Annotated in this window: 25 protein-coding genes; 9 read left to right on the forward strand and 16 right to left on the reverse strand. The window is 65.5% G+C overall.

The annotated features are described in order from the left end of the window. Positions 1 to 58: 58 nt before the first annotated feature. On the reverse strand, positions 59 to 628 hold the full coding sequence (gene dcd, locus VK98_RS02655) for a dCTP deaminase (protein WP_048412542.1): 570 nt from the start codon (positions 626 to 628) through the stop codon (positions 59 to 61). A 209-nt stretch (positions 629 to 837) separates the two neighbouring features. On the opposite strand from dcd, the gene VK98_RS02660 reads away from it, so the two are divergent. The 4 genes from VK98_RS02660 to VK98_RS02675 all read left to right on the forward strand — a co-directional run bounded on the left by VK98_RS02660 (position 838) and on the right by VK98_RS02675 (position 4464). Beyond that, the gene (locus VK98_RS02660) at positions 838 to 1068 is read left to right on the forward strand and encodes a FeoA family protein (protein WP_231589193.1); all 231 of its coding nucleotides are present in this window, start codon (positions 838 to 840) and stop codon (positions 1066 to 1068) included. Continuing rightward, positions 1065 to 2837 (forward strand): ferrous iron transport protein B, encoded by a 1773-nt coding sequence (gene feoB, locus VK98_RS02665; RefSeq protein WP_048412544.1) that lies wholly within the window; start codon positions 1065 to 1067, stop codon positions 2835 to 2837. Before VK98_RS02660 ends, feoB begins: the two co-directional genes overlap by 4 nt. An 82-nt stretch (positions 2838 to 2919) precedes the next feature. Beyond that, positions 2920 to 3387 (forward strand): bacterioferritin, encoded by a 468-nt coding sequence (gene bfr / locus VK98_RS02670; RefSeq protein ID WP_048412613.1) that lies wholly within the window; start codon positions 2920 to 2922, stop codon positions 3385 to 3387. A gap of 144 nt (positions 3388 to 3531) precedes the next feature. Beyond that, positions 3532 to 4464, forward strand: coding sequence for a dihydroorotate oxidase (locus VK98_RS02675; RefSeq protein ID WP_048412614.1), 933 nt, complete (start codon positions 3532 to 3534; stop codon positions 4462 to 4464). Positions 4465 to 4700: 236 nt separating this feature from the next. On the opposite strand, the gene ettA is transcribed toward VK98_RS02675, so the two are convergent. From ettA to gpmI, 8 genes are all read right to left on the reverse strand, one after another. Beyond that, on the reverse strand, positions 4701 to 6368 hold the full coding sequence (gene ettA, locus VK98_RS02680; protein WP_048412545.1) for an energy-dependent translational throttle protein EttA: 1668 nt from the start codon (positions 6366 to 6368) through the stop codon (positions 4701 to 4703). Positions 6369 to 6598: 230 nt separating this feature from the next. Beyond that, positions 6599 to 7078, reverse strand: a complete 480-nt coding sequence (locus VK98_RS02685) for a DUF456 domain-containing protein (RefSeq protein ID WP_019100492.1) — start codon at positions 7076 to 7078, stop codon at positions 6599 to 6601. Positions 7079 to 7126: 48 nt separating this feature from the next. After that, entirely contained in the window at positions 7127 to 9184 is a 2058-nt protein-coding gene (gene ppk1, locus VK98_RS02690) for a polyphosphate kinase 1 (RefSeq protein ID WP_048412546.1), read from the reverse strand. Positions 9185 to 9255: 71 nt separating this feature from the next. Further along, on the reverse strand, positions 9256 to 9528 hold the full coding sequence (locus VK98_RS02695; protein WP_048412547.1) for an oxidative damage protection protein: 273 nt from the start codon (positions 9526 to 9528) through the stop codon (positions 9256 to 9258). An 87-nt stretch (positions 9529 to 9615) separates the two neighbouring features. Next, complete coding sequence (argA, locus tag VK98_RS02700) at positions 9616 to 10920, reverse strand: amino-acid N-acetyltransferase (RefSeq protein ID WP_048412548.1); 1305 nt, start codon at positions 10918 to 10920, stop codon at positions 9616 to 9618. Positions 10921 to 11062: 142 nt separating this feature from the next. Then, positions 11063 to 12487: a S41 family peptidase gene (locus tag VK98_RS02705; RefSeq protein WP_048412549.1), complete on the reverse strand. Its 1425-nt coding sequence runs from the start codon at positions 12485 to 12487 to the stop codon at positions 11063 to 11065. Positions 12488 to 12529: 42 nt separating this feature from the next. Continuing rightward, positions 12530 to 13858, reverse strand: coding sequence for a murein hydrolase activator EnvC (locus VK98_RS02710; RefSeq protein ID WP_048412550.1), 1329 nt, complete (start codon positions 13856 to 13858; stop codon positions 12530 to 12532). 245 nt (positions 13859 to 14103) lie between these two features. Continuing rightward, entirely contained in the window at positions 14104 to 15627 is a 1524-nt protein-coding gene (gene gpmI / locus VK98_RS02715; protein WP_048412551.1) for a 2,3-bisphosphoglycerate-independent phosphoglycerate mutase, read from the reverse strand. A gap of 103 nt (positions 15628 to 15730) precedes the next feature. Here gpmI and VK98_RS02720 point away from each other — a divergent pair, with 103 nt between their 5' ends. Beyond that, the gene (locus VK98_RS02720) at positions 15731 to 16027 is read left to right on the forward strand and encodes a helix-turn-helix transcriptional regulator (protein WP_019100570.1); all 297 of its coding nucleotides are present in this window, start codon (positions 15731 to 15733) and stop codon (positions 16025 to 16027) included. 125 nt (positions 16028 to 16152) lie between these two features. On the opposite strand, the gene VK98_RS02725 is transcribed toward VK98_RS02720, so the two are convergent. The 3 genes from VK98_RS02725 to VK98_RS02735 all read right to left on the reverse strand — a co-directional run bounded on the left by VK98_RS02725 (position 16153) and on the right by VK98_RS02735 (position 17929). Beyond that, positions 16153 to 16383, reverse strand: a complete 231-nt coding sequence (locus VK98_RS02725) for a hypothetical protein (RefSeq protein ID WP_019103844.1) — start codon at positions 16381 to 16383, stop codon at positions 16153 to 16155. A gap of 149 nt (positions 16384 to 16532) precedes the next feature. Further along, positions 16533 to 17405 (reverse strand): 4-hydroxybenzoate octaprenyltransferase, encoded by an 873-nt coding sequence (ubiA, locus tag VK98_RS02730; protein WP_048412552.1) that lies wholly within the window; start codon positions 17403 to 17405, stop codon positions 16533 to 16535. Beyond that, positions 17402 to 17929: a chorismate lyase gene (locus tag VK98_RS02735; RefSeq protein ID WP_231589195.1), complete on the reverse strand. Its 528-nt coding sequence runs from the start codon at positions 17927 to 17929 to the stop codon at positions 17402 to 17404. The genes ubiA and VK98_RS02735 overlap by 4 nt, the downstream gene beginning before the upstream one ends. A gap of 131 nt (positions 17930 to 18060) precedes the next feature. On the opposite strand from VK98_RS02735, the gene VK98_RS02740 reads away from it, so the two are divergent. From VK98_RS02740 to VK98_RS02750, 3 genes are all read left to right on the forward strand, one after another. Continuing rightward, positions 18061 to 18420, forward strand: coding sequence for a CidA/LrgA family protein (locus VK98_RS02740; protein WP_048412554.1), 360 nt, complete (start codon positions 18061 to 18063; stop codon positions 18418 to 18420). Then, entirely contained in the window at positions 18413 to 19129 is a 717-nt protein-coding gene (locus tag VK98_RS02745) for an LrgB family protein (protein WP_048412555.1), read from the forward strand. The genes VK98_RS02740 and VK98_RS02745 overlap by 8 nt, the downstream gene beginning before the upstream one ends. A gap of 113 nt (positions 19130 to 19242) precedes the next feature. Next, positions 19243 to 19701, forward strand: a complete 459-nt coding sequence (locus tag VK98_RS02750; RefSeq protein ID WP_048412556.1) for a histidine phosphatase family protein — start codon at positions 19243 to 19245, stop codon at positions 19699 to 19701. 63 nt (positions 19702 to 19764) lie between these two features. On the opposite strand, the gene metE is transcribed toward VK98_RS02750, so the two are convergent. Further along, on the reverse strand, positions 19765 to 22056 hold the full coding sequence (gene metE, locus VK98_RS02755; protein WP_048412557.1) for a 5-methyltetrahydropteroyltriglutamate--homocysteine S-methyltransferase: 2292 nt from the start codon (positions 22054 to 22056) through the stop codon (positions 19765 to 19767). Between the two features lie 95 nt (positions 22057 to 22151). Between metE and VK98_RS02760 the strand changes: the two genes are divergently transcribed. Continuing rightward, positions 22152 to 23081, forward strand: coding sequence for a LysR family transcriptional regulator (locus tag VK98_RS02760; protein WP_048412558.1), 930 nt, complete (start codon positions 22152 to 22154; stop codon positions 23079 to 23081). 1 nt (position 23082) lies between these two features. Here VK98_RS02760 and VK98_RS02765 read toward each other — a convergent pair whose 3' ends face one another. From VK98_RS02765 to glnL, 3 genes are all read right to left on the reverse strand, one after another. Beyond that, on the reverse strand, positions 23083 to 23823 hold the full coding sequence (locus VK98_RS02765; protein WP_053077188.1) for an ABC transporter substrate-binding protein: 741 nt from the start codon (positions 23821 to 23823) through the stop codon (positions 23083 to 23085). A gap of 29 nt (positions 23824 to 23852) precedes the next feature. After that, a complete protein-coding gene (gene ntrC / locus VK98_RS02770; RefSeq protein WP_048412559.1) occupies positions 23853 to 25310 on the reverse strand; it encodes a nitrogen regulation protein NR(I) in 1458 nt (485 codons plus the stop codon). A gap of 67 nt (positions 25311 to 25377) precedes the next feature. Beyond that, positions 25378 to 26430 (reverse strand): nitrogen regulation protein NR(II), encoded by a 1053-nt coding sequence (glnL, locus tag VK98_RS02775; RefSeq protein WP_048412560.1) that lies wholly within the window; start codon positions 26428 to 26430, stop codon positions 25378 to 25380. Positions 26431 to 26469: the final 39 nt, after the last annotated feature.

Consider the following 26469-nt stretch of genomic DNA (forward strand, 5'->3'; position numbering starts at 1 on the left):
TGGATTTAAATGACAAAGGGATGGCTAAGCCATCCCTTTTTTGCTGGCGGGAAGCGGTTCAGGGGCGCGGCAGGGTCACGCCCACCTGGCCCATGTATTTGCCGGCGCGGTCGCTGTAGGACACGTCGCAGATCTCGTCGGATTCGAAGAACAGCACTTGGGCCACGCCCTCGTTGGCGTAGATCTTGGCCGGCAGCGGCGTGGTGTTGGAGAACTCCAGCGTCACATAGCCTTCCCATTCCGGTTCGAAGGGGGTGACGTTGACGATGATGCCGCAGCGGGCGTAGGTGGATTTGCCCAGGCAGACGGTCAGCACCGAGCGCGGGATGCGGAAGTATTCCACGGTGCGGGCCAGCGCGAAGCTGTTGGGCGGGATGATGCAATAGCCCTTGCCGGAGACTTCCACGAAGGAGTTGGGGTCGAAGTTTTTTGGGTCGACGATGGTGCTGTTGATATTGGTGAACACCTTGAATTCGTCGGCGCAGCGGATGTCGTAGCCGTAGCTGGAGGTGCCGTAGGAGATCACCTTCTGGCCGTCCACCATCTTGATCTGATTGGGCTCGAAGGGCTCGATCATTTTGTACTCGTCCGCCATCCGGCGAATCCACTTGTCCGATTTGATGCTCATTGTCTTGGGCCCGTAGCTTGTCTATTGATTGTCCGCGATTTTAACCGCAAGCGGCCGTGGCCGGCTATCGATAATCCGCGGCGGATCCGGATAGGACAACGCTATTGATGCAGGTCAAGCAGGACGGGAATTGCCGCGGTTTGCCGATATTCGGCGCGGTTCGGCTGGATATACTAATGCAAACCATTCTCGTTCTTGATCGGATCATCATGTTGACTTTGGATGCATTCCCCGCCGGCCGCCACGGCGTGGTCGACCGGCTGGAGCTGGCCGAAGAGGCCATGCGCCGCGTCGCCGCCTTCGGCCTGGCGCCGGGCAGCCGTTTTTACCTGCGCCGGGCCGCGCCGCTGGGCGGGCCCTTGCTGCTGGACGTGGGCGCCACCCGCTTCCTGCTGCGCCGCAGCCTGGCGCGTCTGATCGTGGCGAGGGTGGAAGCATGAAGCGTTTCGCCCTGATCGGCTTGCCGAACACCGGCAAGTCCACCTTGTTCAATCGCCTGACCGGCATGTCGCAGCGCGTCGGCAACTGGCCGGGCCTGACCATAGAGCTGAGCAGCGCGCGCTTGTTGCTGGGCGGCCACATGGTGGAGCTGGTGGACTTGCCCGGGGTCAACGATCTGACCGGCTATTCCGACGACGAGGCGGTGGTGCGCGACGTGTTGCTGGCCACCGCCTTCGACGGCGCCATCCTGGTGCTCAACGCCAGCCAGCTGGACCGGCAATTGCCGCTGGCCTTGCAGGTGCTGGCCAGCGGCCTCAACTGCCAGGTGGTGCTGAATATGGCGGACGAGGCCAAGGCCCTGGGCGTGAACCTGGATGTGGAAGGCTTGTCGGAACGGCTGGGCGCGCCGGTGTCGCTGGTGTCGGCCAGGCATATGCAAGGCTGGCCGCCGCTGCTGGCGGGCTTGAACCGGCTGGCCAACGACGCCGCCCCGGCGGCGCGCGCGCATTTGGACGCGGTGCCGGACACCCAGGCGGCGATGGCCGAAGCCAAGCGGCTGCTGGACGGTTGCTGGTCCTTGCCGCCGGTGCTGCCGGCGCGGCTGACCGAGAAGATAGACCATTGGCTGATGCATCCGTGGCTGGGCCTGCCGCTGTTCTTCGCGTTGATGGCCTTGCTGTTCAACCTGACTTATCAGATTGGCACTCCGTTGCAGGAGCTGGCCGGCTCAGGGTTGGACTGGGTCAAGGAGCAGGCGCTGGCGCCCTTGCTCGCGCCCTTGCCCGAGATTGTGCGGAGCCTGGCGCTGGACGGCGTCTGGCAGGGGGTGTCGACGGTGCTGACCTTCGCGCCCATCCTGCTGGTGTTCTTCGTGCTGATGGCGATGGTGGAGGACTCCGGCTATCTGGCGCGCGCCGCCTATCTGACCGACGCCTTCATGGCGCGGCTGGGGCTGGACGGCCGCGGTTTCGTGATGCAGTTGATGGGCTTCGGCTGCAATGTGCCGGCCATCATGGGCACCCGAGTGATGCGCGAGCGCAAGCAGCGGTTGCTGACCATGTTGGTGATCCCGTTCTCGCTGTGTTCGGCGCGGCTGCAGGTGGTGGTGTTCTTCGCCGGCCTGCTGTTCACGCCGGCGCAGGCGCCGTGGGTGCTGATGGGGCTTTATCTGATGAGCTTCGCCGTCGCGGTGTTCACCGCCTGGGTGTTCAAGCGCCGTTACGCCGGCGGCGAAGCCTTTCTGCTGGAAGTGCCGCCGTATCGGCTGCCCGGCTTGAGCCATCTGCTGGGCCGGGCGGTGGGCGAGGTGCGCGCCTTCCTGCAATTGGCGTCCAGCTTCATCCTGCTGGGCGTGGTGCTGGTCTGGCTGCTGACCCATGTGCCGGCCGGCGACGGCAAGACGCTGGCCGACGCTCTGGGCAACCTGCTGGCGCCGGTGCTGGACCCGATAGGCATCCGCCACGAACTGGCGGCGGCCTTGCTGTTCGGCTTCATCGCCAAGGAGATCCTGCTGGGCAGCCTGGCGGTGATCTACGGGGTGCCGGAAGCCGGCCTGGGCGCGGCCTTGCTGCAGCATCTGGACTGGCGTTCGGCGATGAGTTTTTTGATCTTCACCCTGATCTACGTGCCCTGCCTGTCCACGGTGGCGGCGATGTACCGGGAGTCGCGCAGCAAGTCCTACACCGCGATGGCGGTGGCGTGGTCGGTGGGACTGGCCTGGTTGCTATCGTTCGCCTTTTATCAAGTCGGCGTGCATCTATGGCCTTGAGGGCTTAGAATGAATGGTTCGCGAATTCCGTTCGCGCCGGCGCAGCGCCGGCGTCATCGAACGACAACAACAAGAGGTCCTCATGCAAGGTGATCCCAAAACCATAGCGTTGCTGAACGAGCTGCTGGCGGAAGAGCTGTCCGCCGCGGACCAGTATTTCATCCACGCCGAGATGTACAAGGACTTCGGCCTGCACAAGCTGTTCGAGCGCATCGATCACGAGCGCGAGGACGAGCTGTCGCACGCGCGGGTGCTGATCGCGCGCACCTTGTTCCTGCAAGGCAAGCCGGACGTGGCCAAGCGCGTGCCCATCGTGGTGGGCGAGAACGTGCGCTCGATGCTGGCCAGCGATCTGGAAGTGGAGTACCGCGTCGGCGATTTGCTGAAAAAAGTGGTGGCTCACTGCGAGAGCGTGAAGGACTACGTGACGCGCCAGGAACTGATGGTGTTGCTGGAAGAGACCGAGAACGACCACGCCCACTGGCTGGAGCAGCAGCTGCGCCTGATCGACATGGTGGGCGAGCAGAACTACATCCAGTCGCAAATGTAAGCGCCGGGCATTTCGGCATCGAGACGGCCGCCTTTTGGGCGGCCGTTTGTTTTTGCGGCGACCGCTCCGGTTTTGACATGGCGCAGCATGGCCGGGGCCGTGTCCGTTTATCATCGCCGGCAGATGAATTCGCCGGAGGGCGCGATGTCGCTGGATCTATCCGTTTCCTGGCTGGGCATGAAGATGGCCAGCCCCCTGTTCAACGCGTCCGGCGTCTATTGCCGCACCCGGGAAGAGCTGGAGCAGGTGCGCCGCTCCGCCGCCGGCGCGGTGGTGACCAAGAGCTGCACGCTGGAGCCGCGCGCCGGCAACCCCGAGCCGCGCTACCGGCGCACCGCGCTGGGCAGCATCAACTCCATGGGTCTGCCCAACGAGGGCTACCGCTATTACCTGGATTACGCCCAAGCCTACGACGACGTCAAGCCGCTGTTCCTGTCGGTGTCCGGCATGACGCTGGACGACACCCTGGCCATTCTGGACGAGCTGGCGGAACGCAAGCTGTCCTGCTTGCCGGAGGTGAACCTGTCCTGCCCCAATCTGCCGGGCAAGCCGCAGTTGGGCTATGACTTCGCCGCCAGCGCCGAGGCCCTGGCGGCGATCAGCCGGCGCTATGCGCGGCCGTTCGGCGTCAAGCTGCCGCCGTATTTCGATCCGGCCCATTTCGCCGCGATGGCCGCGGTGCTGAACGCCTTCCCGCTGCTGCGCTTCGTCACCTGCATCAACTCGGTGGGCAACGGCCTGGTGATCGATCTGGACAGCGAGTCGGCGGTGATCAAGCCCAAGGGCGGGCTGGGCGGCTTGGGCGGCGATTACGTGCTGCCGACGGCCTTGGCCAATGTGCGCGAGTTCGCCGTGCTGCTGGCCGACAAGCATGTGATCGGCTGCGGTGGGGTGAAGAGCGGGGCCGAGGCCTTCATGCACATCCTGGCCGGCGCCACCGGGGTGCAGGTGGGCACCTGCCTGCACGAGGAGGGCGTCAGCGCCTTCGAGCGCATCGAGGCGGAGCTGGCCGCCATCATGCGGGCCAAGGGCTATCGGCGGCTGGAGGATTTCCGCGGACGGCTGAAGACTTTGTGAGCGCATGAAAAAAGCCCGGAGAGTCCGGGCTTTTTTCTAAGAACCTGCTCAAAGTCTGCTGCGCGTCGGCGATACGGCGTTGAAAACGAGCTCAAAATGCTCATGTACCACTTGTACATTCCGCTTTTTCGCTCGTTTTCGCCTTGTCTCGCCCTTGCTCGCGAGACTTTGAACAGGCTCTACGAACGTGTTTACGATCGCGCGAGCTGCCGCTGAAGCGGATCGTAAACAGCTCCTCAACGGCTGATCGGCTTGTAGCGGATACGCTTGGGCTTGGCGGCTTCCTCGCCCAGGCGTTTCTTCTTGTCGGCCTCGTACTCCTGGTAGTTGCCGTCGAAGAAGGTCCATTGCGACTCGCCTTCCGCCGCCAGGATGTGGGTGGCGATACGGTCCAGGAACCAGCGGTCGTGGGAAATCACGAATACGGTGCCGGCGTATTCCAGCAGCGCGTCTTCCAGCGCGCGCAGGGTTTCCACGTCCAGGTCGTTGGACGGTTCGTCCAGCAGCAGCACGTTGCCGCCCTTGAGCAGGGTCTTGGCCAGGTGCAGGCGGCCGCGTTCGCCGCCGGAGAGCATGCCCACCTTCTTCTGCTGATCGGCGCCCTTGAAGTTGAAGCGGCCGAGGTAGGCGCGGCTGGACATCTCGAACTTGCCTACGGTGAGGATGTCGGCGCCGGCGGCCACGTCCTCGAACACGGTCTTGTCGCCGTCCAGGCCCTCGCGGGTCTGCTCGACGAAGGCCATCTGCACGGTCTGGCCGATCTTGACCTCGCCGCTGTCCGGCTGCTCCTTGCCGGCTATCATCTTGAACAGCGTCGATTTACCGGCGCCGTTGGGGCCGATGATGCCGACGATGGCGCCCGGCGGGGCCTTGAAGCTGAGGTTGTCGATCAGCAGGCGGTCGCCGAAGCCCTTGGACACGCCGTTGAACTCGATCACCTCGTTGCCCAGGCGCTCGGCCACCGGAATGAAGATTTCCTGGGTTTCGTTGCGCTTCTGGGTTTCGTAGCTGGACAGTTCTTCGAAGCGGGCCAGACGCGCCTTGGACTTGGCCTGGCGGCCTTTCGGGTTCTGGCGCACCCATTCCAGTTCCTGCTTCATCGCCTTCATGCGCGCGCCTTCGCTCTTGGATTCCTGCGCCAGGCGGGCTTCCTTCTGCTCCAGCCAGCTGGAGTAATTGCCTTTCCACGGGATGCCTTCGCCGCGGTCCAGTTCCAGAATCCATTCGGCGGCGTTGTCCAGGAAGTAGCGGTCGTGAGTGACGGCCACCACGGTGCCGGGGAAGCGCACCAGGAATTGCTCCAGCCATTCCACCGATTCCGCGTCCAGGTGGTTGGTGGGTTCGTCCAGCAGCAGCATGTCGGGCTTGGACAGCAGCAGCTTGCACAGCGCCACGCGGCGCTTCTCGCCGCCGGACAGCGGGGCGATCTTGGCGTCCCACGGCGGCAGGCGCAGCGCGTCGGCGGCGATTTCCAGCTGGTGTTCCACGTTGTCGTTGGCGCCGGCGGCGATGATGGCCTCCAGCTTGGCCTGTTCTTCGGCCAGCGCGTCGAAGTCGGCGTCCGGGTCGGCGTAGGCGGCGTACACCTCTTCCAGCCGCTTTTGCGCGCCCATCACGTCGCCCATGCCGCTTTCCACTTCCTCGCGCACGGTTTTTTCGGGGTCCAGCTGCGGTTCCTGCGGCAGGTAGCCGATCTTGACGCCGGCCAGGTGTTGCACCTCGCCCTCGTATTCCTTGTCCGCGCCGGCCATGATGCGCAGCACGGTGGACTTACCGGCGCCGTTCAGGCCCAGCAGGCCGATCTTGGCGCCGGGGAAGAAGGACAGGGAGATGTCCTTGATGATCTGGCGCTTGGGCGGAACGATCTTGCTCACGCGGAGCATGGACATTACATATTGTGCCATCGGTATTCACGCTGGATTGAAGGGAATAAACCGGGATTCTACCAAATCCCCCGGTTTAGAGCCTGTTCAAAGTCTCGCGAGCAAGGGCGAGACAAGGCGAAAGCGGCTGAAGAAGCGGAATGTACATACGGTACATGAGCATTCTGAAGCCGGTTTCAACGCCGTATCGCCGAAGCGCAGTAGACTTTGAATAGGTTCTTAGGTCAGCCGCGCGGCCGCATAGCCGGCCGCTAGAACAGGAGCGCCAGCGCCGCGGTCGCCAGCATGGCGAAGGCGCAGGCCACTTTGGCCACCGCGCCGACGATGAAGCCGATGAAGGTGCCGATGCCGACCTTGCCGGCCTGGAAAGCGTCCTTGCGGGCGATGAACTCGCCGATGACGGCGCCGACCAGCGGGCCGAGCAGCACGCCGGCCAGGCCGAAGAACATGCCGACGATGCCGCCGATGAAGGCGCCCCACAGCGCCTGGCTGCTGGCGCCGCTGGCCTTGGCGCCGAGCAGGCCGGCGAAGAAATCTATCACCAGGCCCAGCGCGGTGAGCAGGGCCATGATGATCAGGCTGATCGCGCCCAGGTGGTTGAAGTTGTCCAGCCAGGCGGCCAGCAGCAGGCCGCCGAACATCAGCGGCAGGCCGGGGATGATGGGCAGCATGGTGCCGGCCAGGCCGGCGACGATGAGCAGGGCGGCGAGACTGTAGCCGGCGATTTCCATGGTGGTCCTTGCGGGGGAGGCGCCCGCGGCGGGGCCGCGGGCCGGGTGTCAGCGGGTGTACTCTTCCAGCAGCTGCAATTGCGCGCAATGCGGCTTGCCGCGGGAGGTGCGGCGTTTGTAGCTGCCGTCCGGCAGCATGTCCCAGGCGTTGATGTTGTCGTCCAGGTACAAGCGCAGCGCTTCCTTGATCACCCGGCGTTTGAGCTTGGCGTCGACGATGGGCACGCAGGTTTCGATGCGGCGGAAGAAGTTGCGGCCCATCCAGTCGGCGCTGGCGATCAGCAGGTCTTCCTTGCGGTCGTTGTGGAAGTAGAACACGCGCGGGTGCTCCAGGAAGCGGCCGACGATGGAGCGCACTACGATGTTGTCGGACAGCCCCGGCACGCCGGGCCGCAGCGCGCACACGCCTCGCACGATCAGCTGAATCTTGACCCCGGCCTGGCTGGCGCGGTACAGCGCGTGGATCACCTGGCTTTCCAGCAAGGCGTTCATCTTGGCGATGATCTGCGCCGGCTTGCCGGCCTGGGCGTGGGCGATTTCGCGGTCTATCGCCTCCATCACCATGCTGTGCAGCGTGAACGGGCTCTGGAACAGCAGCTTGAGCTGGCTGGCGCGGCCCAGGCCGGTCAGCTGCACGAAGATGTCGTTGACGTCGCTGGCGATCTGCTCGTTGCAGGTCAGCAGGCCGAAGTCGGTGTAGAGGCGGGCGGTGCGCGGGTGGTAGTTGCCGGTGCCCAGGTGCACGTAGCGGCGCAGGCCGTGCTCTTCGCGGCGCACCACCATCAGCATCTTGGCGTGAACCTTGTAGCCGATCACGCCGTAGACCACGTGGGCGCCGGCGTCTTCCAGCCGGCTGGCCCAGCCTATATTGGCTTCTTCGTCGAAGCGCGCCATCAGCTCCACCACCACGGTCACCTGTTTGCCGGCGCGGGCGGCGGCGATCAGCGATTCCATCAGCACCGAGTCGGTGCCGGTGCGGTAGACCGTCATCTTGATGGCCACCACGTGCGGATCGGACGCGGCCAGCGTCAGCATGTCGATGACGGGCTGGAAGCTCTGGAACGGGTGGTGCAGCAGGATGTCGCCCTTGCGGATGGCGTCGAACAGCGGCGTCTTCTTGCGCAGCATCTCCGGCAGCGTGGGGATGAAGGGGGTGAATTTCAGGTCCGGCCGATCCACCAGGTCCGGCACCTGCATCAGCCGCACCAGATTGACCGGGCCGTTGACGCGGTAGACGTCGCGCGGCTTGAGGTTGAACTGGGTCAGCAGGAATTCTTCCATGTGCGCCGGGCAGGTGTCGGCGATTTCCAGCCGCACCGCGTCGCCGAACTGGCGCTGGCGCAACTCGCCCTGCAAGGCGGTGCGCAGGTTCTTCACGTCTTCGTCTTCCACCGTCAGCTCGCTGTCGCGGGTGACGCGGAACTGGTAGCAGCCCTTGACCGCCATGCCGCTGAACAGTTCGTGCACATGGGAGTGCAGGATGGAGGACAGGAAGACGAAGGTGTGGCGGTGGCCGTCGCTGACGTCCGCCGGCAATTTGATTACCCGCGGCAGGATGCGCGGCGCCTGCACGATGGCGATGCCGGAGGCGCGGCCGAAGGCGTCGCGGCCTTCCAGTTCCACCGCGAAGTTCAAGGACTTGTTCAGCACCTTGGGGAAGGGATGGGACGGATCGAGCCCGATCGGGGTCAGGATGGGCATCAGCTCGCGGAAGAAGAAATCCTTCACCCATTGCTGTTGCGCCGGGCTCCATTCATTGCGGCGCAGGAAGATGATGTTTTCCTCGCGCAGCGCCGGAAACAGCACCTCGCTCATCACCGCGTACTGGTCGCGCACCAGCTGGTGCGCGGCGGTGGCCACCTTGGCCAGCGCCTGCTCCGGCGTGGAGCCGTCGGCCAGGATGCGCTCCGGGGTGGCCTCGGCGGTTTCCTGCAGCCAGGCCACGCGCACTTCGAAGAACTCGTCCATGTTGGAGGACACGATGCACAGGAATTTCAGCCGTTCCAGCAGCGGCAGATTGGCGTCTTCCGCCTGGGCCAGCACGCGGCGGTTGAATTCGAGAAGGCCAAGTTCGCGATTGATCAGCAGGTCTTGCGTGTGTGACATACGGGGTTCAAGCCAACGGTGGAGAGTTCAGGGAAAAACAAAGCCCTCGCTTGGAGGGCTGGGCATGGCGATTAGTTCTGCGGCGGAGTATAGCCGGCGGGAGCGTCGGCGCCGTCGCCGAAGAAGTAGGCTTCCAGCTGCGCGGCCAGGTACTGGCGGGCGCGGGCGTCGGCCAGGCTCAGGCGGTTTTCGTTGATCAGCATGGTCTGATAGCGCAGCCAGCCTTGCCAGGCTTCCTTGGAAACGCTGTCAAACACTCGCTTGCCCAGTTCGCCCGGCAGCGGCGGGAAGTCGAGGGCTTCGGCTTCGCGGCCCAGCTTGACGCAATTGACGGTTCTGCTCATGGCGCAATCCTTAAAATATCGGAAAAAGGTTAATTCAATATTGTGTCACAGAGATGAAACGCTTCCAACCTCGACGCGGCCCCAGTCTTACAAGACCTTGACGAAAACCTTGGAGCGGCGCTGATAGTTGTAGAACTGCTGCCGCGCCAGCGGCAGCGCGCTCTTGTCCGCCTCGGCGAAGCCGCGCTCGACGAACCAGTGCGCGGTCTGGGTGGTGAGCACGAACAGCGACTGCAGGCCCTGGGTGCGCGCCTGGTATTCCACGTGTTTGAGCAGCATCTCGCCAAAGCCGCCGTCGCGCTTGTCCTGCGCCACCGCCAGGCAGGCCAGCTCGGCGGTGCCGGCGTCGGCGAAGGAGTGCATGGCCACGCAGCCGTAGATCTTGCCGTCGTGTTCCAGCACCGAGTATTCGCCTATCTCCACTTCCAGGTGTTCGCGGCTGCGCTTGACCAGCACGCCTTGCTCTTCCAGCGGCTGGATCAAGCCGATGATGTCGCCGATGTCCTCGATGCTGGCGTTGCGCACCCGCACTAGCGGATCGCGGGCGATCATGGTGCCGTTGCCGCCGCGGGTGAAGTGCTCCACCAGCAGCGCGCCGTCGGCGTGGCGGCTGATCAAGTGGGCGCGCGGAATGCCTTCGCGGGTGGCGCGGATGGCGTAGGGCAGGTAGGCGCTGACGTCGTCCTGCAGCCGGCCGGAGGCCAGCAGGTCTTCGGCCTGTTGCGCGGTCAGCGTGCTGATCAGCTCCTCGTCCAGCATCACGCCGCGTTGCTCGATCACGAAGATCAGCTTCTCCGCCTTCAGGGTGATGGCGACGTGGGTGGCCAGTTCTTCCATGGTCAGGTTGAAGGCCTCGCCGGTCAGCGAATAGCCGATGGGGGACAGCAGCACCAGTTCGCCGTGGTCCAGGCGGGCGCGGATGGCGGCGCCGTCGGCGCGGCGCACCTGGCCGGTGTATTGCATGTCCACGCCGTCCAGCACCCCCAGCGGCTGGGCGGTGACGAAGTTGCCGCCGGCCACGCGCAGATGGGCGCCGTGCATCGGCGAATTGGGCATGCCCATGGACAGCAGCGCCTCGATGTCGCAGCGGGTGGCGCCGGCCGCCTGCTTGACCACGTCCATGGTGGCGGCGTCGGTGACGCGGCGGTCGCGGTGGAACAGGCGGGCGATGCCGTGGCGTTTCAGCAGGCCCTCGATCTGCGGGCGGATGCCGTGCACCAGCACGATGCGCACGCCCAGGCTGACCAGGAGGTTGATGTCCTGGGCCAGGCTGGAGAATTCGCCGTCCTGCAGGGTTTCGCCGCTGACGGCCAGCACGAAGGTCTTGCCGCGGTAGGCGTTGATGTAGGGGGCGGCTTCGCGAAAGGAAAGCACGAACTCGCGGGTAAGCATGGGCTGCGGCTCCGGCCGGGAAACTAGGGTTGAGCCGGATAGCGTAGCAGGAATGACGGTGTTTTGCAGGCGGACAATGACGGGGATGGATGAAAAACGCCCCTGGGGAAACCAGGGGCGCCGAATGGCTGCCGCGGCGGGCTCAGCCGCCTTTTTTCTGCAGGATCTGCTGGACCTTGAGGATGTTCAGCGCCTGCGACAGCTGGTTGTCGTTTTTCGGGTTGGGATCGCGCGGGCCGAACTGGCTCTTTTCCTCCGGCTTGGCCTTGTCCTTGCCGTCGTCCGCCGGCTTGAGCGGGGCGGGGGCCGGCTGCGACGCCGGCTTGGCGCTGCTCTTGGGCGCCGGCTTGTCCTCGCCGTTGGGATTGGCCAAGTGGTTTTCCAGATCGGCTTCGCGCACGCGGATGGCCTGTTCCGCCGCGGTCAGCGTGCCGTCCTCCACCACCACGTCCGGCACGATGCCCTTGGCCTGGATCGAGCGGCCGTTGGGCGTGAAGTAGCGGGCGGTGGTCAGCTTGATGCCGCCGGCGTTGCCCAGCGGCATGATGGACTGCACCGAGCCCTTGCCGAAAGTCTGGGTGCCCACCAGCACCGCGCGCTTGTGGTCCTGCAGCGCGCCGGCGACGATTTCAGACGCCGAGGCGGAGCCGCCGTTGACCAGCACCACCAGCGGCACGTTGCGGGCTTCCACCGGCAAGCGGGCCAGCGGGTCGCTGCCGTTGGGGCGCGCGTAGTTCTGCAGATTGGCGGTCAGCCGCATCTTGGCGTCCGGGGTGCGGCCCTCGGTGTAGACCACCAGCTGGTTCTTGGCCAGGAAGGCGGCGGACACGCCCACCGCGCCGTTGAGCAGGCCGCCCGGGTCGTCGCGCAGATCCAGCACCAGGCCTTTCAGCGCCTGCTTGTTTTCCTTGTACAGCGCCTGCACGCCGGCGGCCAGGTCCTCGGAGGTGTGTTCCTGGAACTGGGTGATGCGCACATAGCCGAAGTCCGGCTCCAGCAGCTTGTACTTGACGCTCTTGGTCTTGATCACCGCGCGCGCCAGCGTGAACACCAGGGGCTTGGTTTCCGTTTTGCGGGCGATGGTCAGCGTGACCTTGGTGCCCGGCTTGCCGCGCATTTTCTTCACCGCGTCGGTCAGCGACAGGCCGCGCACCGGGGTGTCGTCGATCTTGATGATCAGGTCGCCGCTCTTGATGCCGGCCTTCTGCGCCGGGGTGTCCTCGATCGGCGACACCACCTTGACCAGGCCGTCCTCGGCGCCGATCTCGATGCCGAGTCCGCCGAATTCGCCCTGGGTGCCTTCCTTCAGCTCCTTGAACGCGTCCGGGTCCATGTAGTCGGAGTGCGGGTCCAGGCCGGTCAGCATGCCCTTGATGGCCGCGGTGATAAGCTTCTTGTCTTCCACCGGGTCGACGTAGTCCTGCTTGATGCGGCCAAACACTTCGGCGAAGGTGCGCAGCTCGCTCAGCGGCAGCGGGGATTCGCCCTTGTCGGCAAAGGCTTGCATGCTCAGCGTCAGCACGCCGCCGGCCATGGCGCCGGCCACTAGCCAGGCAATCTTCTTCATTCTTTGGCTGCTCATGTTTGTTATCTGTCTCCGTTGCCTGGCTCAGCGCGCCCAGGCTTGCGGGTTTAGGGGGCGTCCCATGTGTCGGATTTCAAAGTACAGGCCGGATTCGCCGCTGTCCAGTGTTCCTGTGTTGCCGATCGTGTCGCCGGCCTTGACGCCGCTGCCCACGGATTTGCCTATCACCGATAGTCCGGTATAGACCGTCATGTAGTTGCCGCCGTGATCGACCAGAATGGCGTTGCCGAAACCGCGCAGTTGATCGGCGAACACCACGGTGCCGTCGGCCACGCTGCGCACCGGAGTGCCGCTGGCGGTCTGGATGAACACGCCTTTCCAGCTGACCCCCTGTTGGCGCGGTTTGCCGAAGCGGCCGACCAATTGTCCGGCCACCGGCATTTTCATCCGGCCCTGCAGGCTGACGAAGGCGCGGCCGGCGGCGCTGTCGTCGGCCACGTCGGTGATCGCTTCCTCTTTCACCGTGACCGTCTGCTTGGCTTCCTCCGGCACCGGTTTGCCTTGCTTCTTGGCGTTTTCCGCCAGTTTGCGGCGGCGTTCGTTTTCCTTGCGCGCGGCTTCGTGGGCGGCGGCCAGCCTGGCCTTGCGTTCTTCCGCCGCCTTGCGCGCGATCTCGGCGCGGCGGCGCTGGATTTCCTTGTTGATCTGGGCGATCAGGCCGGTCAGGCGTTTTTCGTTTTCCTGCAACTGGCTGAGCTTGCTCTGCCCGGACTTGATCTCGCCGGTGACCTTGTTGAGTTCTTGCTGCTGGCTGGCCTTGTCCTGTTGCAGCGAGGTCTTTTCCTGGCTCTTGCGGTTCGACAGCGAGTTGAGCCGCGCCAGCTCCTGCTCCAGTTGGAAGGACAGCGCTTCCAGCTCGTGCTGGTGGGTGATCAGCTGGGCGACCAACTGCTGCTGGGCGCGGGCGATGTGCTGATAGTAGGCGAGGTCGCGCGCGCTCTGATTGGGATCGTTCGCGTTCATCATCAGCTTCATCGCGTCGTGCTGGCCGCTCTTGTACTGGCGCGCCAGCATCTGGCCCACGCGCTGGCGCACCGCGGCCAGGCTGTTGCGGCTGGCGTTGATCTGGGCGCGCAGCGCCTCCAGCTGCTGTTCGGAGTTGTTCTGTTTTTTCTCCAGCGTCACCAGCGCCTGGTTGGTCTGGCTAATGGCTTGTTCCGACTCCTTGATCGCCGATTGCGCTTCTTTTTGCACCGCCTGTTTTTGGGCGATGTCTTTTTTCAGCGTGTCGATTTCCTTGCGCACCGACTTGAGGTCTTGCTGGTGCGGGGCGGTGGACAGCGCGGCGGAAGCCGGAGGCGCGGCGTGGCTGGTTCCGGCGATCAAGGCCGCCATCAGGACATAGGGTTTCATGGCCGGGAATATGCTTTCTGCTTGGGCCGCGAACCGAACGCTTCGTCCTCGAGCGAGGCGTCCGGCGCCTTGTCGCCGGCGGGGCCGGCGGCGGCGGGTCTTGGAGCCTGTTCAAAAGTCTCGCGAGCAAGAGCGAGACAAGGCGGAAACGCTTGAAGAAGCGGAATGTACAAGGGGCACATCAGCATTCTGAAAGCGTTTTCAACGTCGCGTCGTCGAAGCGCGGCAGACTTTAGAACAGATTCTTATTGGAATTCGATCAGCGATTGACCGCTCATCTCCGCTGGTTGTTCCAGGCCCATCATCGCCAGCAGCGACGGCGCGATGTCGCGCAGCGAGCCGCCGGCGCGAATCCGGGCCGGACGGCCGACATAGAGGAAGGGCACCGGGCTCAAGGTGTGCTGGGTATGCGGCTGGTGGTGCTCGGCGTCGTACATTTGCTCGCAGTTGCCGTGGTCGGCGGTGATCAGCACCTCGCCGCCGGCGGCGCGCATCGCTTCCACGCAGCGGCCGACGCAGCCGTCCAGCGCTTCCACCGCCTTGACCGCGGCGTCGAAGATGCCGCTGTGGCCCACCATGTCGCCGTTGGCGTAGTTGCAGATGATGGCCTGGTATTGGCCGGAGGCGATGGCGGCGACGATTTTGTCGGTGACTTCGCCGGCGCTCATTTCCGGTTGCAGGTCGTAGGTGGCCACCTTGGGCGACTGCACTAGGATGCGGTCCTCGCCGGGATAGACCTGCTCCTCGCCGCCGTTGAAGAAATAGGTGACGTGCGGGTATTTCTCGGTTTCGGCGATGCGCAGCTGCTTCAGGCCCTGGCTGGCCAGGTATTCGCCGAAGCCGTTGCTGATTTTCTGCGGCGGATAGGCGATGGACAGGCGGCTGTAGGCTTCGCCGTAGGAGGTCAGGGTGACGAAGTCGGCGAACTTGGGCTGGCGCGCCTTGAAGCCGTCGAAAGCCGGGTCGGTCAGCGCGCTGACCAGTTGGCGCGCGCGGTCGGCGCGGAAGTTCATGAACACCACGACGTCGCCGTCCCGCATCTTGGCGGCTTCGCCGATGGCGGTGGCCTTGACGAATTCGTCGTTCTCGTCGCGGGCGTAGGCGGCTTCCAGCGCTTCCAGGCCGCTGCGCGCGTGGAACAGGCCTTCGCCTTCCACCAGCAGCCGATAAGCCGGCTCCACGCGTTCCCAGCGCTTGTCGCGGTCCATCGCCCAGTAGCGGCCGCTCACGGACGCCAGCCGCGCGGCCGGGCATTCGGCCAGCACCGCGTCCAGCCGTTGCAGATAGGTCTTGGCGCTGCGCGGCGGCGTGTCGCGCCCGTCCAGGAAGGCGTGCACGAGGATGCGCGCGACGCCGGCGGCCTGGGCCGCGCGGATCAGCGAATGAATGTGGTTTTCATGGCTGTGAACGCCGCCGTCGGACAGCAGGCCCATGATGTGCAGCGTCGAGTCCTTGGCCTTGGCGATACCGGAAACCAGCGCGGGATTGGCGGCGAAGCGGCCGTCTTCGATGTCGCAGTCGATGCGGCTGATGTCCTGTTGCACCACGCGGCCGGCGCCGATGTTGAGGTGGCCCACCTCGGAATTGCCGAACTGGCCGGAGGGCAGGCCGACGAAGTTTTCCGAGGCGTTGATGGTGCCGTAGGGGAAGGTCTGGCGCAGACGATTCCAATTAGGCATCGAGGCATGAAGAATAGCGTTGTCATCGCCTTCGGTGCGATGGCCAAAACCGTCGAGAATCAACAACAACACCGGTTTGATGGATTTCATGGCATTCACATTCTGAATATTAGAAAATCTTGATGGTATTGGATTTTGTGTAGTATTGTACCGCAGTCAGACTAAATAAAATGACTCTACAGGGAGAGAAGCCTTGCTGTTCAACGATGACCAGATCGAGCAGACCTCGAGGGCGATGAAGGCCATGTCGCACCCGCTGCGTTTGAAGATCATATCGGTGCTGGAAGACCAGGAAGTGAGCGTGCAGGATATAGTCGAGCAGGTGGGCACGTCGCAGAGCAATATTTCTCAGCATTTGGCCATTATGCGCGACAAGGGCGTGTTGCGCACGCGCAAGGACGCCAACCGCGTTTATTACCGCGTTGGCGACATCCGCACGCTGGAGGTCTTGAAGATGATGCGCGAGGTGTTCTGTGGCTTCGGCGAATAAGTCGCCGCCCGGCTGAGGCCCGCGCCGGCGTCTGGCCGGCCCTATGATCGTACCCGGATATGAAAACGCCGCGGCTCATGGCGAGCCGCGGCGTTTTTGCGCTGGGCCGGCGGCCCGGCGGTCAATTACTTGGCGGCGGAAGCCGCCTTGTGTTCAGCTTTCTTTCCCGAATGCTTGTGGCCGGATTTCTTGTGGTGCGCGGGAGCCGAAGCGTGCTTCTTGTGGTGCTTTTTGGCGGCCTGCTTGTGTTCGGCCTTGTGCTCCATTTTCTTTTCGGCGGCGGGCGCGGACGCCGGGGTGGCGGCCAGGGCGCTGGTGGCGAAAGCAGCGGCGATCAGAGCGGAAATCAGTTTCATGATATGTCCTTTCTTGTGTGAAGCCGGTGGTGCATGTCGGCTGCAATTCCAAATGGGTGGAATATGCCTTTTCTGGGATTAAACCCTTTTCGAAAAGTTCACAAAGATTCACATAATGTCGTCGCTCTGAAAAATGATGACATTGGGTTTTACGGCAGCCAGTAGCTGAGCGCCACGCCGGCGAGGATGGCCGCGCCAACACGGTTGTTGTCGAGGAAAGCCTTGAAGCAGGCGGCGCGGTCGCGTTCCCGGATGTCCAGATATTGCCTGGCCATCAAGACGGCGGAGATCAGCAGGGACAGGTAAAAAGGCCAGCTCAGCGCCAGGTGCCGGCCGATGCCGGCCATCAGCGCGAGGAAGACGGCGTGGAACAGCATGATGGCCGGCACGTCGTAGTCGCCGAAGGTGATCGCCGAGGTCTTGATGCCGATCTTGAGGTCGTCCGGCTTGTCGCTGATGGCGTAAGCGGTGTCGTAGGCCAGCGTCCAGCTGGCGTTGGCCAGCAACAGCAGCCAGGCCAGCGCCGGCACTTCGCCGGTCTGCGCGGCGAAGGCCATCGGAATGCCGAAGGAGAAGGCCAGGCCCAGATAGGCTTGCGGCAGCGGGAAGAAACGCTTGGTGAACGGGTAGCTGGCGGCGATGAACAGGGCCGGCACGCTCAGCAGCAGGGTCAGGCCGTTCAGCGGCAGGATCAGCAGCAGCGACAGCAGGGCCAGGCCGGCGGCCAGCAGCAGGGCCTCCTTCTTGCCGACCGCGCCGCGGGCGAACGGCCGCAGCCGGGTGCGCGCCACATGGCCGTCGAAGTCGCGGTCCGCGTAGTCGTTGATCACGCAGCCGGCCGAGCGCATCAGAAAGGTGCCGACGACGAAGATCAGCACGATCAGCGGGTCGGGCCGGCCCTGGCCGGCGATCAGCAGCGCCCACAGCGTAGGCCACAGCAGCAGGAAGGTGCCGATGGGCTTGTCCATGCGCATCAGCTGCATGTAAACGGTCAAACGTTCATTGAGGCGGGCGGCGTTCATCGCAAGAAATTCTCCAGCTCCGGCAAAAAGAGTTCGCACACCAGCAGCGGCGCTTGCCGCAGCAGGAAGCGGCAGCGCCGCGCCGGGTAGCTGGCGTGCGGGCTGAGGCGGGCCGCCGGCGCGAACAGCGGATGGTCGGCGGCGATGAGGCGGTAACGCAGCGGGTCGCGCAGCAAATCGGGCAGGCCGCCGAACAATGTCAGACCCAGCGAACGGCTGCCGCGGTCTAGAATGGGTTGCCAGGCCGCGCAGTCCAGGCGGGTGACGCTGCGGGCGAACACCACCGGGGTGTCGTCCAGGGTCAGCGCCACCTCGCGGGCGTGCAGCGGCGCGCCGGCGGCGAGGCCAAGCGACGGCGCCTCGTCTTCCAGGCAGGCGTCCGGTCCTTGCCGCAACACGCGCACGGCGAAGCGGCGGCCGGTGCTTTGCAGCCGTTCGGTCAGCGAGCCGGCTTCGGTGAGACAGGATTGCGCGGCGGCGGACAGCGCGGGCGGCTGCGGCAGCCAGAGTGGGTGATGGGGCATGGCGCGCATTATGCCAAAGCCGGCGGGGGCTTGTCCCGCTCCTTCTGTGGCGCGGCGCGCGTCCATCTGTCTATCCCCAAGCGCGAGCCGGCGCATTATCATGGCGTCATCGGCGGAAGGAGGAAGATCGCATGATGGAGACGGCGCTGTGGCTGTTGGGGTATCAATTGGCGGGAGAGGTCTTGTCGCGCGGCCTGGGCGTGCCGGTGCCGGGGCCGGTCTTGGGCATGCTGCTCTTGTTCGCCACCTTGTGCGCGCGTCGCGGGGTGCCGGTCACGCTGCAGACTCATGCGCCGCGCTTTCTCGCGCATATGTCCTTGCTGTTCATTCCGGCCGGCGGCGCGGTGCTGGCTTACCAGGCGCTGCTGGCGGATTACGGCGCGAGCCTGGCCGCGGTGCTGGTCTTGTCTACGCTGAGCACCTTGCTGGTGCCGGGGCTGGCCTTGCACTGGATGCTGGCGCGGCGGCGGCGCGGAGGAGGGCATGATTAGCGTCGGCGTGCTGTCCGCGCTGCGAGAGTCGCCGTTGACCGGCGTTTTCGTCACCTTGCTGGCTTACCGGCTGGCCTTGGGGTTTAATCGCCGCTGCCGCGGTCATCCCTTGTCCAATCCGGTGTTGATCGGGGTGCTGCTGGTGCTGGGCTGGTTGCTGCTGACGCGCACCGATTACCGCCAGTACATGCAGGGCGCGCAGTGGATACAGATGTTGCTGGGTCCGGCGACGGTGGCGCTGGCGGTGCCCTTGTACGGCAATCTGAGCCGGCTCAAGCGCGCAGCGGGGCCGCTGGCGCTGAGCATCGCCCTGGGCGGCGTCACCGGCATCGTCAGCGCGGTGGGCTTCGGCTGGCTGTTCGGCTTGCCGCGGGAGGTGTTGTTGTCGCTGAGCACGCGAGCGGTGACCACGCCGATCGCGATGAGCGTGTCGCAAAGCGTGGGCGGGGTGCCCGAGCTGGCGGCGATGTGCGTGATCCTGTCCGGCATTTTCGGCGCGGTGGCGGCGCGGCCGCTGTTCAACGGCCTGCGGCTGCGCGACGATGTGGCGCTGGGGGTGGCCACCGGCATCTCCGCGCACGGGATTGGAACGGCGCGGGTGTTTCAGCTGTCGGAGACTGCGGGCGCCTTCGCCGGTCTGGCTATGGGCTTGAACGGGGTGTTCACCGCCTTGTTGGTGCCCTTGCTGTTGGCGCTGTTTCCGTTGTAGTGGGCCGGCGGCTTTTATTTCGCAGTCGCGCCAAGCCGCGCATCCCGCCTGGGGCGGGTGCTCGACTTGGCCCGCTTGCGCCTGGATTGAGAATATTTTAACGAGGGGTGTGTATGGATTTGATTTTGTGGCGCCACGCCGAGGCCGAGGACGGCTCCGATGATCTGGCGAGGGCGCTGACGCGGCGCGGGCAGCAGCAGGCGAGCCAGATGGCGGCTTGGCTGCGGGTGCGCCTGCCGCGTGATTATCTGCTGCTGGCCTCGGAGGCCAAGCGTTCGCAGCAGACGGCGGCCTTGCTGGCGAAAAGCTTTCAGACGCTGCCGGCTCTGAACCCGACGGCGTCGCCGGAAGAGGTGCTGGAGGCGATAGGCTGGCCGGAGGCCAACCGCACCGTGGTGCTGGTCGGCCATCAGCCCTATATCGGCTGGCTGACGTCCAGCCTGTTGTCCGAGCAGCAGCAGTTGTGGAGCGTGAAGAAGGGCTCGATCTGGTGGCTGAGCCACCGCGAGCGCCACGGCATAGAACAGACGCGCTTGAAGGCGATGATGACGCCGGGCATGTTGCAGCCCTGAGTCGGAAGGTAAAAAGGCCCCTCGATCGAGGGGCCTTTTCTTTATGCCGGCGGATTAGACGTTTCAAACCACGGCGTCGGCCTCCTGGGCCAGACGTTGGCGCAGCGTCTTGCTGACTTTGACCATGCTGGAGAGCGCGGCCTCCACTTCCGGCCAGCCGCGGGTTTTCAGGCCGCAGTCGGGGTTGACCCACAGTTTTTCCGGCTCGATCACCTGCAGCGCCTTTTCCAGCAGCTGTTGGATTTCGGCTTCCGGCGGCACCCGCGGGCTGTGGATGTCGTAGACGCCGGGGCCGATGGCGTTGGGGTAGCGGAAGTGGCCGAAGTCCTGCAGCAGCTCCATGTCGGAACGCGAGGTTTCTATGGTGATCACGTCCGCGTCCAGCGCGGCGATGGCCGGCAGGATGTCGCCGAATTCCGAATAGCACATATGGGTGTGGATCTGGGTGGCGTCGGCCACGGCGTGGCAAGACAGGCGGAAGGCCTGGCCGGCCCAGTCCAGGTAGGCGGCGCGGTCGGCGCGCTTCAGCGGCAGGCCTTCGCGGATCGCCGGCTCGTCGATCTGGATCACGCGGATGCCGGCGGTTTCCAGGTCGCGGACTTCGTCGTTCAGCGCCAGGGCGATCTGGCGGCAGACTTCGCCGCGCGGCAGGTCGTCGCGGACAAAGCTCCACTGCAGGATGGTGACCGGGCCGGTGAGCATGCCCTTGACCGGGCGCGGAGTCAGGCTTTGCGCGTACTCCGCCCATTCCACGGTCATCGCTTGCGGCCGCGCCACGTCGCCGAACAGGATGGGCGGCTTCACGCAGCGGCTGCCGTAGCTCTGCACCCAGCCGCCGGCGGTGAACACGAAGCCGGACAATTGTTCGCCGAAGTATTCCACCATGTCGTTGCGCTCGGCTTCGCCGTGCACCAGCACGTCGATGTCCAGCGCCTCCTGGCGGCGGATCGCCAGCTCGATTTCCTGCTGCATCGCCTGGCGGTAGGCGTCGGCGGACAACTCGCCGCGCTTGAAGGCGGCCCGGGCGCTGCGGATGGCCGCGGTTTGCGGGAAGGAGCCTATGGTGGTGGTGGGCAGCAGCGGCAGCTTGAGCCAGGCTTGCTGCGCGGCGGCGCGCGCCGGATAGGCGCTGTGGCGGCGGTCGGCGTCGGCCGGCAGCTCGGCCAGCCGCTGCTGGACGTCGGGGCGGTGGATCAGCGGGCTGGCGGCGCGCTGCTGACGAGCGTAGTCGCTGCCGGCCAATTCATTGGCGATGGCGTCGCGGCCTTGCTCCACGCCGCGTTTCAGCACTTTCAGCTCATTGAGCTTTTGCACCGCGAAGGCGAGCCAGGTCTTGACGTCGACGTCGAGCTGGGTCTCCGCGGCCAGGTCGAAGGGGGTGTGCAGCAGCGAGCAGCTGGGGGCGATCCACAGCCGTTCGCCCAGGTCGGCGGCCAGCGGTTGCAGGCTGGCCAGCACGCGGGACAGGTCGGCGCGCCAGATATTGCGTCCGTCGATGACGCCGGCGGACAGCACCTTGTCCTGCGGCCAGCCGTCGGCGAAGGCCGCCAGTTGCAGCGGCGCGCGCACCAGGTCCAGGTGCAGGCCGGCCACCGGCAAGCGTTGCAGTAGTTCCGCGTGTTCGGCGACGCTGCCGAAGTAGGTGGCCAGCAGCAGACGCAGCGGCGCGTCTTGCAGTTGACGGTAGGCGGGCTCGAAGGCGGCCAGCCATTCCGGCGGCAGGTCCAGGGCCAGGATGGGCTCGTCGATCTGCACCCACTCCACCTTGGCCGCCGCCAGCGCGGCCAGCACCTCGCGATAAGCCTGCAGCAGGGCGGGCAGCAAGGACAGCTTGTCCAGGCCGGCGTGCTTGGCCTTGCCCAGCCACAGCAGCGACAGCGGCCCCAGCAGCACCGGCTTGGCGCGCAGGCCCAGCGCCTGGGCTTCGCGCACTTGCGCCAGCAAGCGTTCCGGCTGCGCTTGGAAGGCGGTGTCGGCATGCCATTCCGGCACCAGATAGTGGTAGTTGGTGTCGAACCACTTGGTCATTTCCAGCGCCGGCTGGCCGGCGTTGCCGCGCGCCAGTTGGAAATATTGCTCGGTGCTGAGCTTGGCGGCGTCGAAGCCGAAGCGCGGCGGCACTGCGCCCACCAGCAGTTGCGCGTCCAGCACGTGGTCGTACAAGGAGAAGTCGCCTACCGGGGACAGTTCCACGCCGGCGCCTTTTTGCAGCAGCCAGTGGCGCTGGCGCAGTTCGCGCGCGCCGCCCAGCAGCGCGGCTTCGTCGATGTCGTTTTTCCAGTAGTTTTCCAGCAGGGTTTTCAGTTCGCGCTTGGCGCCGATGCGGGGGAAGCCGAGCAAGTGCAGGGTGGTCATGGTGGACTCCTTGGTTCGAGATGTCCCTAGCATTGCGCAAGCTGCTGTATGATACAAACTCATTATTTTGCCAGTTAATATGAAATGAATTCATAATGAGCGTTCTGGAGATTAGACATCTGCGCACCCTGCTGGCGCTGGCCGAAACCGGCAGCGTGTCCCTGGCCGCCAGCCGGCTGTTCCTGACTCAGTCCGCCTTGTCGCATCAGCTCAAACAGCTGGAGCAGGCCTACGGCATGGGCTTGTTCGAGCGCAAGACCCAGCCGCTGCGCTTCACCGCCGCCGGCGAACGTCTGCTGACGCTGGCCCATGATCTGAACGCCCGGGTGGCGGCGGCGGAGCGCGATCTGGCGCGGCTGCGCCAGGGCGAGGCCGGCGAGTTGCGGGTGGCGGTGGAGTGCCATACCTGCTTCGACTGGCTGATGCCGGCGATGGACGCGTTTCGCCAGCACTGGCCGGGCGTGGAGCTGGACATCGTGTCCGGCTTCCACACCGATCCGGTCAGCCTGTTGCTCAGCCACCGGGCGGATCTCGCCATCGTGTCCGAGGTGGAGCCTCAGGCCGGCGTCGATTACCAGCCGCTGTTCGCTTACGAGATGGTGGGCATCGTGGCGCGGGATCACCCGTTGGCGAACAAGCGCTGCTGGCTGGCGGAGGATTTCGCCGGCGAAACGCTGATCCATTACCCGGTGCCGGACGAGATGCTGGACCTGATGCGCAAGGTCTTGCGCCCGGCGGGCGTCAATCCGGCGCGGCGCAGCAGCGAACTGACCATCGCCATCATCCAGCTGGTGGCCAGCCGCCGCGGGGTGGCGGCCTTGCCTTACTGGGCGGTCAAGCCCTATCTGGAGCGCGGCTACGTGGTGGCGCGGCCGATAGGCGAGCGCGGGCTGAGCAGCGAGCTGTACGCCGCGGTGCGCGACGACGACGGCGGGCTGGCCTATATGCAGGATTTTCTGGCCACGGTGCGGGAGCAGAGCTTCGCCACTCTGCCGGGGCTGACGCCGCTGGGCGCGGCCGGCTGATTCAGGGCAGGGCCAGTTGCCGGCGCAGCGGCGGCAACTGCCGCCAGACGCAGCGCATGCGCTCCGGATGCGCCTGGCCGTAAGCCTTGCCGAACACCAGATAGTTGTTTTCGGTTTTCAGCGGCGGCAGCAGCTTTTTCATGCGCAGTTGCGGGTGTTGCGCCAGATAGGCGTCGCCGCCGGGTTCATGCATGGCGAAGGCGGCGATGCGCCCGGCCTGTAGCTTGGCGAAGTTCTCCTCCAGATCGGCGCCGGCCTCGGTCGGGATTCGGCGGGCCTTCAGCTCGCGGATGACCGACCAGCCGCGGTTGACGCCGACGCTGTCGTCTTCGGGCAGGTCCAGCCGGTAGCCGTCCCAGCGCAGCGTTGAGTCCTGCGGGACGTAGAGCACGTAGGACAGCGCGGTCAGCCTGAGCCGGCTGTCCGCCTGCCCGTCGCGCATCGGGTAGAGCATCTGTTTGGCGCGGTCAGCCTGGAAGGACAGCATGGCGGCGGCGTCGGCCTGGTCCAGCGCCAGGCTGCGCAGCAGCCGCCGCGCCGGCAGCTGCCGGAACTGAGCGTTCAGGCCGCAGTGTTCCGCCGCTTGCCGGGCGAGCTCGATGACGGGGCCGGACAGCTGGGCGGAGGCGTGTTGGATGAAGGGCGCCGGTTCGGCGCTGCCGACGACGATGCGCAGAACGGGGGCTGCATGGACCCACCCGCCGGCCAGCAGGGTGAGCAGCGCCAGCGCGGACTTGGACATGGGCGAGCCCTTGCGGAATGATCATGGCTTCATTTTATGAGCCCGAGATCGGCCTTGTCATGGCTTTCGTCGGCATGGGCCTCCAAACCCAGCTCCTGGATCTTGCGGGTCAGGGTGTTGCGACCCCAGCCCAGCAGGTGGGCGGCTTCCACCTTGCGGCCGCCGGTGTGGGCCAGGCCGCTGCGGATGCAGCTGGCCTCGAAGCGCCGGGTCAGCTCGTCGATGATGCCGGCCTCGCCGGCGCGCAGGCGGCGGCTGACTTCCTCCGCCAGCAATTGCGGCCAGTCCAGTTGCCCCGCGTCGGCGCCGCCGGCGTGGCGTCCGCCGGCGGCGGGGTCGCGCAGCTCCTGCGGCAGGTCGGCCACTTCCACGGTCTGGCCGGGCGCCATCACGCTGATCCACTGGCACAGGTTTTCCAGTTCGCGCACATTGCCGGAGAACAGGCTGTGCTTGACCACGTCCATGGCGGCGTCGCTGAGCCGCTTGGGCTCCACGCCCAGCTGGGTGGCGCTCTTGGCCAGGAAGTGGCGGGCCAGCAGCGGAATGTCTTCGCGCCGTTCGCGCAAGGGCGGCAGCCGCAGGCGGATCACGTTCAGGCGGTGGTAGAGGTCTTCGCGGAACAGGCAGTCGCGCACCCGTTGTTCCAGGTTCTGGTGGGTGGCGGCGATGACGCGGACGTTGGCCTTGATCGGGGTGTGGCCGCCGACGCGGTAGAAGTGGCCGTCGGACAGCACGCGCAGCAACCGGGTTTGCAGCTCGGTGGGCATGTCGCCGATCTCGTCCAGGAACAGCGTGCCGCCCTCGGCCTCTTCGAAGCGGCCGCGGCGGGTGGCTTGCGCGCCGGTGAACGCGCCTTTCTCATGGCCGAACAGTTCCGACTCCAGCAGGTCCTTGGGGATGGCGGCGGTATTGAGCGCGATGAAGGGCTTGCCGGCGCGCACCGAGTGGCGGTGCAGCGCTTCGGCCACCCTTTCCTTGCCGGTGCCGGATTCGCCGGTGATCAGCACGGTGACGTTGGACTGGGACAGCCGTCCGATGGCGCGGAACACGTCTTGCATCGCCGGCGCCTGGCCCAGCAGTACCGGCATCGCTTCGGGATGATCGCTGACCGCGATGTCCGGGCGGCTCTCCGCCAGCGCGCGCTCGATCAGCAGCACCGCCTGATCGACGTCGAAGGGTTTGGGCAGGTATTCGAAGGCGCCGCCCTGAAAGGCCGCCACCGCGGAATCCAGATCGGAGTGCGCGGTCATGATGATGACCGGCAGCGCCGGGTGCTCGGCTTTGACCTTGGACAGGAATTTCAGCCCGTCGGTGCCCGGCATGCGGATGTCCGAAACGATGACTTGGGGCGCGCGGTCGTACAGCGCGTTCAGCGCGTCGTCGGCGCTGGCGAAGCTGTCGAAGCCGATGCCGGCGCGCCCCAGCGCTTTCTCCAGCACCCAGCGTATCGCCTTGTCGTCGTCAATAATCCATACCGCTTGGTTCATCGCGAAATCCTTGTGCTCGGCGCCGCCGGCGAAGCGGGCGGCGGCAATGTGTTTGTGGGCGGGCGGCTCAGTCAGTGGCGAAAGGCAGCGTCACGGTGAAGCAGGTCTGTCCCGGGCGGGAGTCGAATTCGATGTTGCCGCCGTGTTGGTGGACGAAGGCCTGGGCCAGGGTCAGGCCCAGGCCGGTGCCTTCGGCGCGGCCGGTGACCAGCGGGTAGAAGACATGGTCCTTGATCTCGTCGGGGATGCCGGGGCCGTCGTCGATGATTTGCAATTTCAATGCCAGGGTGTGGCGTTTGCGCGCCAGCGTCACCTGGCGCGCCACCCGGGTGCGCAGAACCAGTTCGCCGCGGCCCTTCATCGCCTGGATCGCGTTCTTGACGATGTTGAGCGCCACCTGGATCAGTTGTTCCTTGTCGGCCACCAGCTGCGGCAGGCTGGTGTCGTAGTCGCGGCGGATCAGCAGGCCCTGCGGGTATTCGGCCAGCGCGATGCTGCGCACGCGCTCCAGCACTTCGTGGATATTGATCTCCCCGCGCACATGGCTGCGGTGCGGCGCCAGCAGCCGGTCGACCAGCGATTGCAGCCGCAGCGCCTCTTCCTTGATCACCGCGGTGTATTCCTTCAGTTCCGGGCGGTCCAGCAGCTCGTGCTCCAGCAATTGCGCCGCGCCGCGAATGCCGCCCAGAGGGTTCTTGATCTCATGCGCCAGATTGCGGATCAGTTCGCGGTTGGCCTGGTGCTGCAGCAGCAGCCGTTCTTCGTTGGCGATTTTCAGCTGCTGATCCAGCGGCCGCAGTTCGATCAGCGCCAGGCCGCCGTCCGCGTCCACCGGCGCGACCGACAGCGCGATGTGCAGCGGCTGCTCGCTGTGCTGCGGGACCAGTTCCAGATCGTGCTCGATGAAGCTGGCGTTGTGGCGCAAGGCGGTGGACAGCGCCTGGCGCAGCGCCGGGCAGGGCTGGAACAGATCGAACAGGCTGTGACGCAGCAGTTCGCGGCTGCCCAGCGCCAGCAGGTTTTCGCAGGCGGGATTGACGAAATGCAGCGCGCCGTCGGCGTCGACGATCAGCACGGGGGTGTCCAGCAGTTCTAGTCCGGCAAAGCTGGTCGGCGGCATGGTGCGGTGTGTCCTGTAGGCTGGAGCGGGGGCTTGCGC

Origin of the sequence: Chromobacterium sp. LK11 (genome assembly GCF_001043705.1) — a bacterium.
GTDB classification, from domain to species: domain Bacteria; phylum Pseudomonadota; class Gammaproteobacteria; order Burkholderiales; family Chromobacteriaceae; genus Chromobacterium; species Chromobacterium alkanivorans.

What these genes read in the sequence shown, in the direction of transcription:
- dcd (WP_048412542.1), bottom strand. Translation starts at nt 628, where the DNA reads ATGAGCATCAAATCGGACAAGTGGATTCGCCGGATGGCGGACGAGTAC.
- VK98_RS02660 (WP_231589193.1), top strand. Translation starts at nt 838, where the DNA reads ATGTTGACTTTGGATGCATTCCCCGCCGGCCGCCACGGCGTGGTCGAC.
- feoB (WP_048412544.1), top strand. Translation starts at nt 1,065, where the DNA reads ATGAAGCGTTTCGCCCTGATCGGCTTGCCGAACACCGGCAAGTCCACC.
- bfr (WP_048412613.1), top strand. Translation starts at nt 2,920, where the DNA reads ATGCAAGGTGATCCCAAAACCATAGCGTTGCTGAACGAGCTGCTGGCG.
- VK98_RS02675 (WP_048412614.1), top strand. Translation starts at nt 3,532, where the DNA reads ATGTCGCTGGATCTATCCGTTTCCTGGCTGGGCATGAAGATGGCCAGC.
- ettA (WP_048412545.1), bottom strand. Translation starts at nt 6,368, where the DNA reads ATGGCACAATATGTAATGTCCATGCTCCGCGTGAGCAAGATCGTTCCG.
- VK98_RS02685 (WP_019100492.1), bottom strand. Translation starts at nt 7,078, where the DNA reads ATGGAAATCGCCGGCTACAGTCTCGCCGCCCTGCTCATCGTCGCCGGC.
- ppk1 (WP_048412546.1), bottom strand. Translation starts at nt 9,184, where the DNA reads ATGTCACACACGCAAGACCTGCTGATCAATCGCGAACTTGGCCTTCTC.
- VK98_RS02695 (WP_048412547.1), bottom strand. Translation starts at nt 9,528, where the DNA reads ATGAGCAGAACCGTCAATTGCGTCAAGCTGGGCCGCGAAGCCGAAGCC.
- argA (WP_048412548.1), bottom strand. Translation starts at nt 10,920, where the DNA reads ATGCTTACCCGCGAGTTCGTGCTTTCCTTTCGCGAAGCCGCCCCCTAC.
- VK98_RS02705 (WP_048412549.1), bottom strand. Translation starts at nt 12,487, where the DNA reads ATGAAGAAGATTGCCTGGCTAGTGGCCGGCGCCATGGCCGGCGGCGTG.
- VK98_RS02710 (WP_048412550.1), bottom strand. Translation starts at nt 13,858, where the DNA reads ATGAAACCCTATGTCCTGATGGCGGCCTTGATCGCCGGAACCAGCCAC.
- gpmI (WP_048412551.1), bottom strand. Translation starts at nt 15,627, where the DNA reads ATGAAATCCATCAAACCGGTGTTGTTGTTGATTCTCGACGGTTTTGGC.
- VK98_RS02725 (WP_019103844.1), bottom strand. Translation starts at nt 16,383, where the DNA reads ATGAAACTGATTTCCGCTCTGATCGCCGCTGCTTTCGCCACCAGCGCC.
- ubiA (WP_048412552.1), bottom strand. Translation starts at nt 17,405, where the DNA reads ATGAACGCCGCCCGCCTCAATGAACGTTTGACCGTTTACATGCAGCTG.
- VK98_RS02735 (WP_231589195.1), bottom strand. Translation starts at nt 17,929, where the DNA reads ATGCCCCATCACCCACTCTGGCTGCCGCAGCCGCCCGCGCTGTCCGCC.
- VK98_RS02740 (WP_048412554.1), top strand. Translation starts at nt 18,061, where the DNA reads ATGATGGAGACGGCGCTGTGGCTGTTGGGGTATCAATTGGCGGGAGAG.
- VK98_RS02745 (WP_048412555.1), top strand. Translation starts at nt 18,413, where the DNA reads ATGATTAGCGTCGGCGTGCTGTCCGCGCTGCGAGAGTCGCCGTTGACC.
- VK98_RS02750 (WP_048412556.1), top strand. Translation starts at nt 19,243, where the DNA reads ATGGATTTGATTTTGTGGCGCCACGCCGAGGCCGAGGACGGCTCCGAT.
- metE (WP_048412557.1), bottom strand. Translation starts at nt 22,056, where the DNA reads ATGACCACCCTGCACTTGCTCGGCTTCCCCCGCATCGGCGCCAAGCGC.
- VK98_RS02760 (WP_048412558.1), top strand. Translation starts at nt 22,152, where the DNA reads ATGAGCGTTCTGGAGATTAGACATCTGCGCACCCTGCTGGCGCTGGCC.
- VK98_RS02765 (WP_053077188.1), bottom strand. Translation starts at nt 23,823, where the DNA reads ATGTCCAAGTCCGCGCTGGCGCTGCTCACCCTGCTGGCCGGCGGGTGG.
- ntrC (WP_048412559.1), bottom strand. Translation starts at nt 25,310, where the DNA reads ATGAACCAAGCGGTATGGATTATTGACGACGACAAGGCGATACGCTGG.
- glnL (WP_048412560.1), bottom strand. Translation starts at nt 26,430, where the DNA reads ATGCCGCCGACCAGCTTTGCCGGACTAGAACTGCTGGACACCCCCGTG.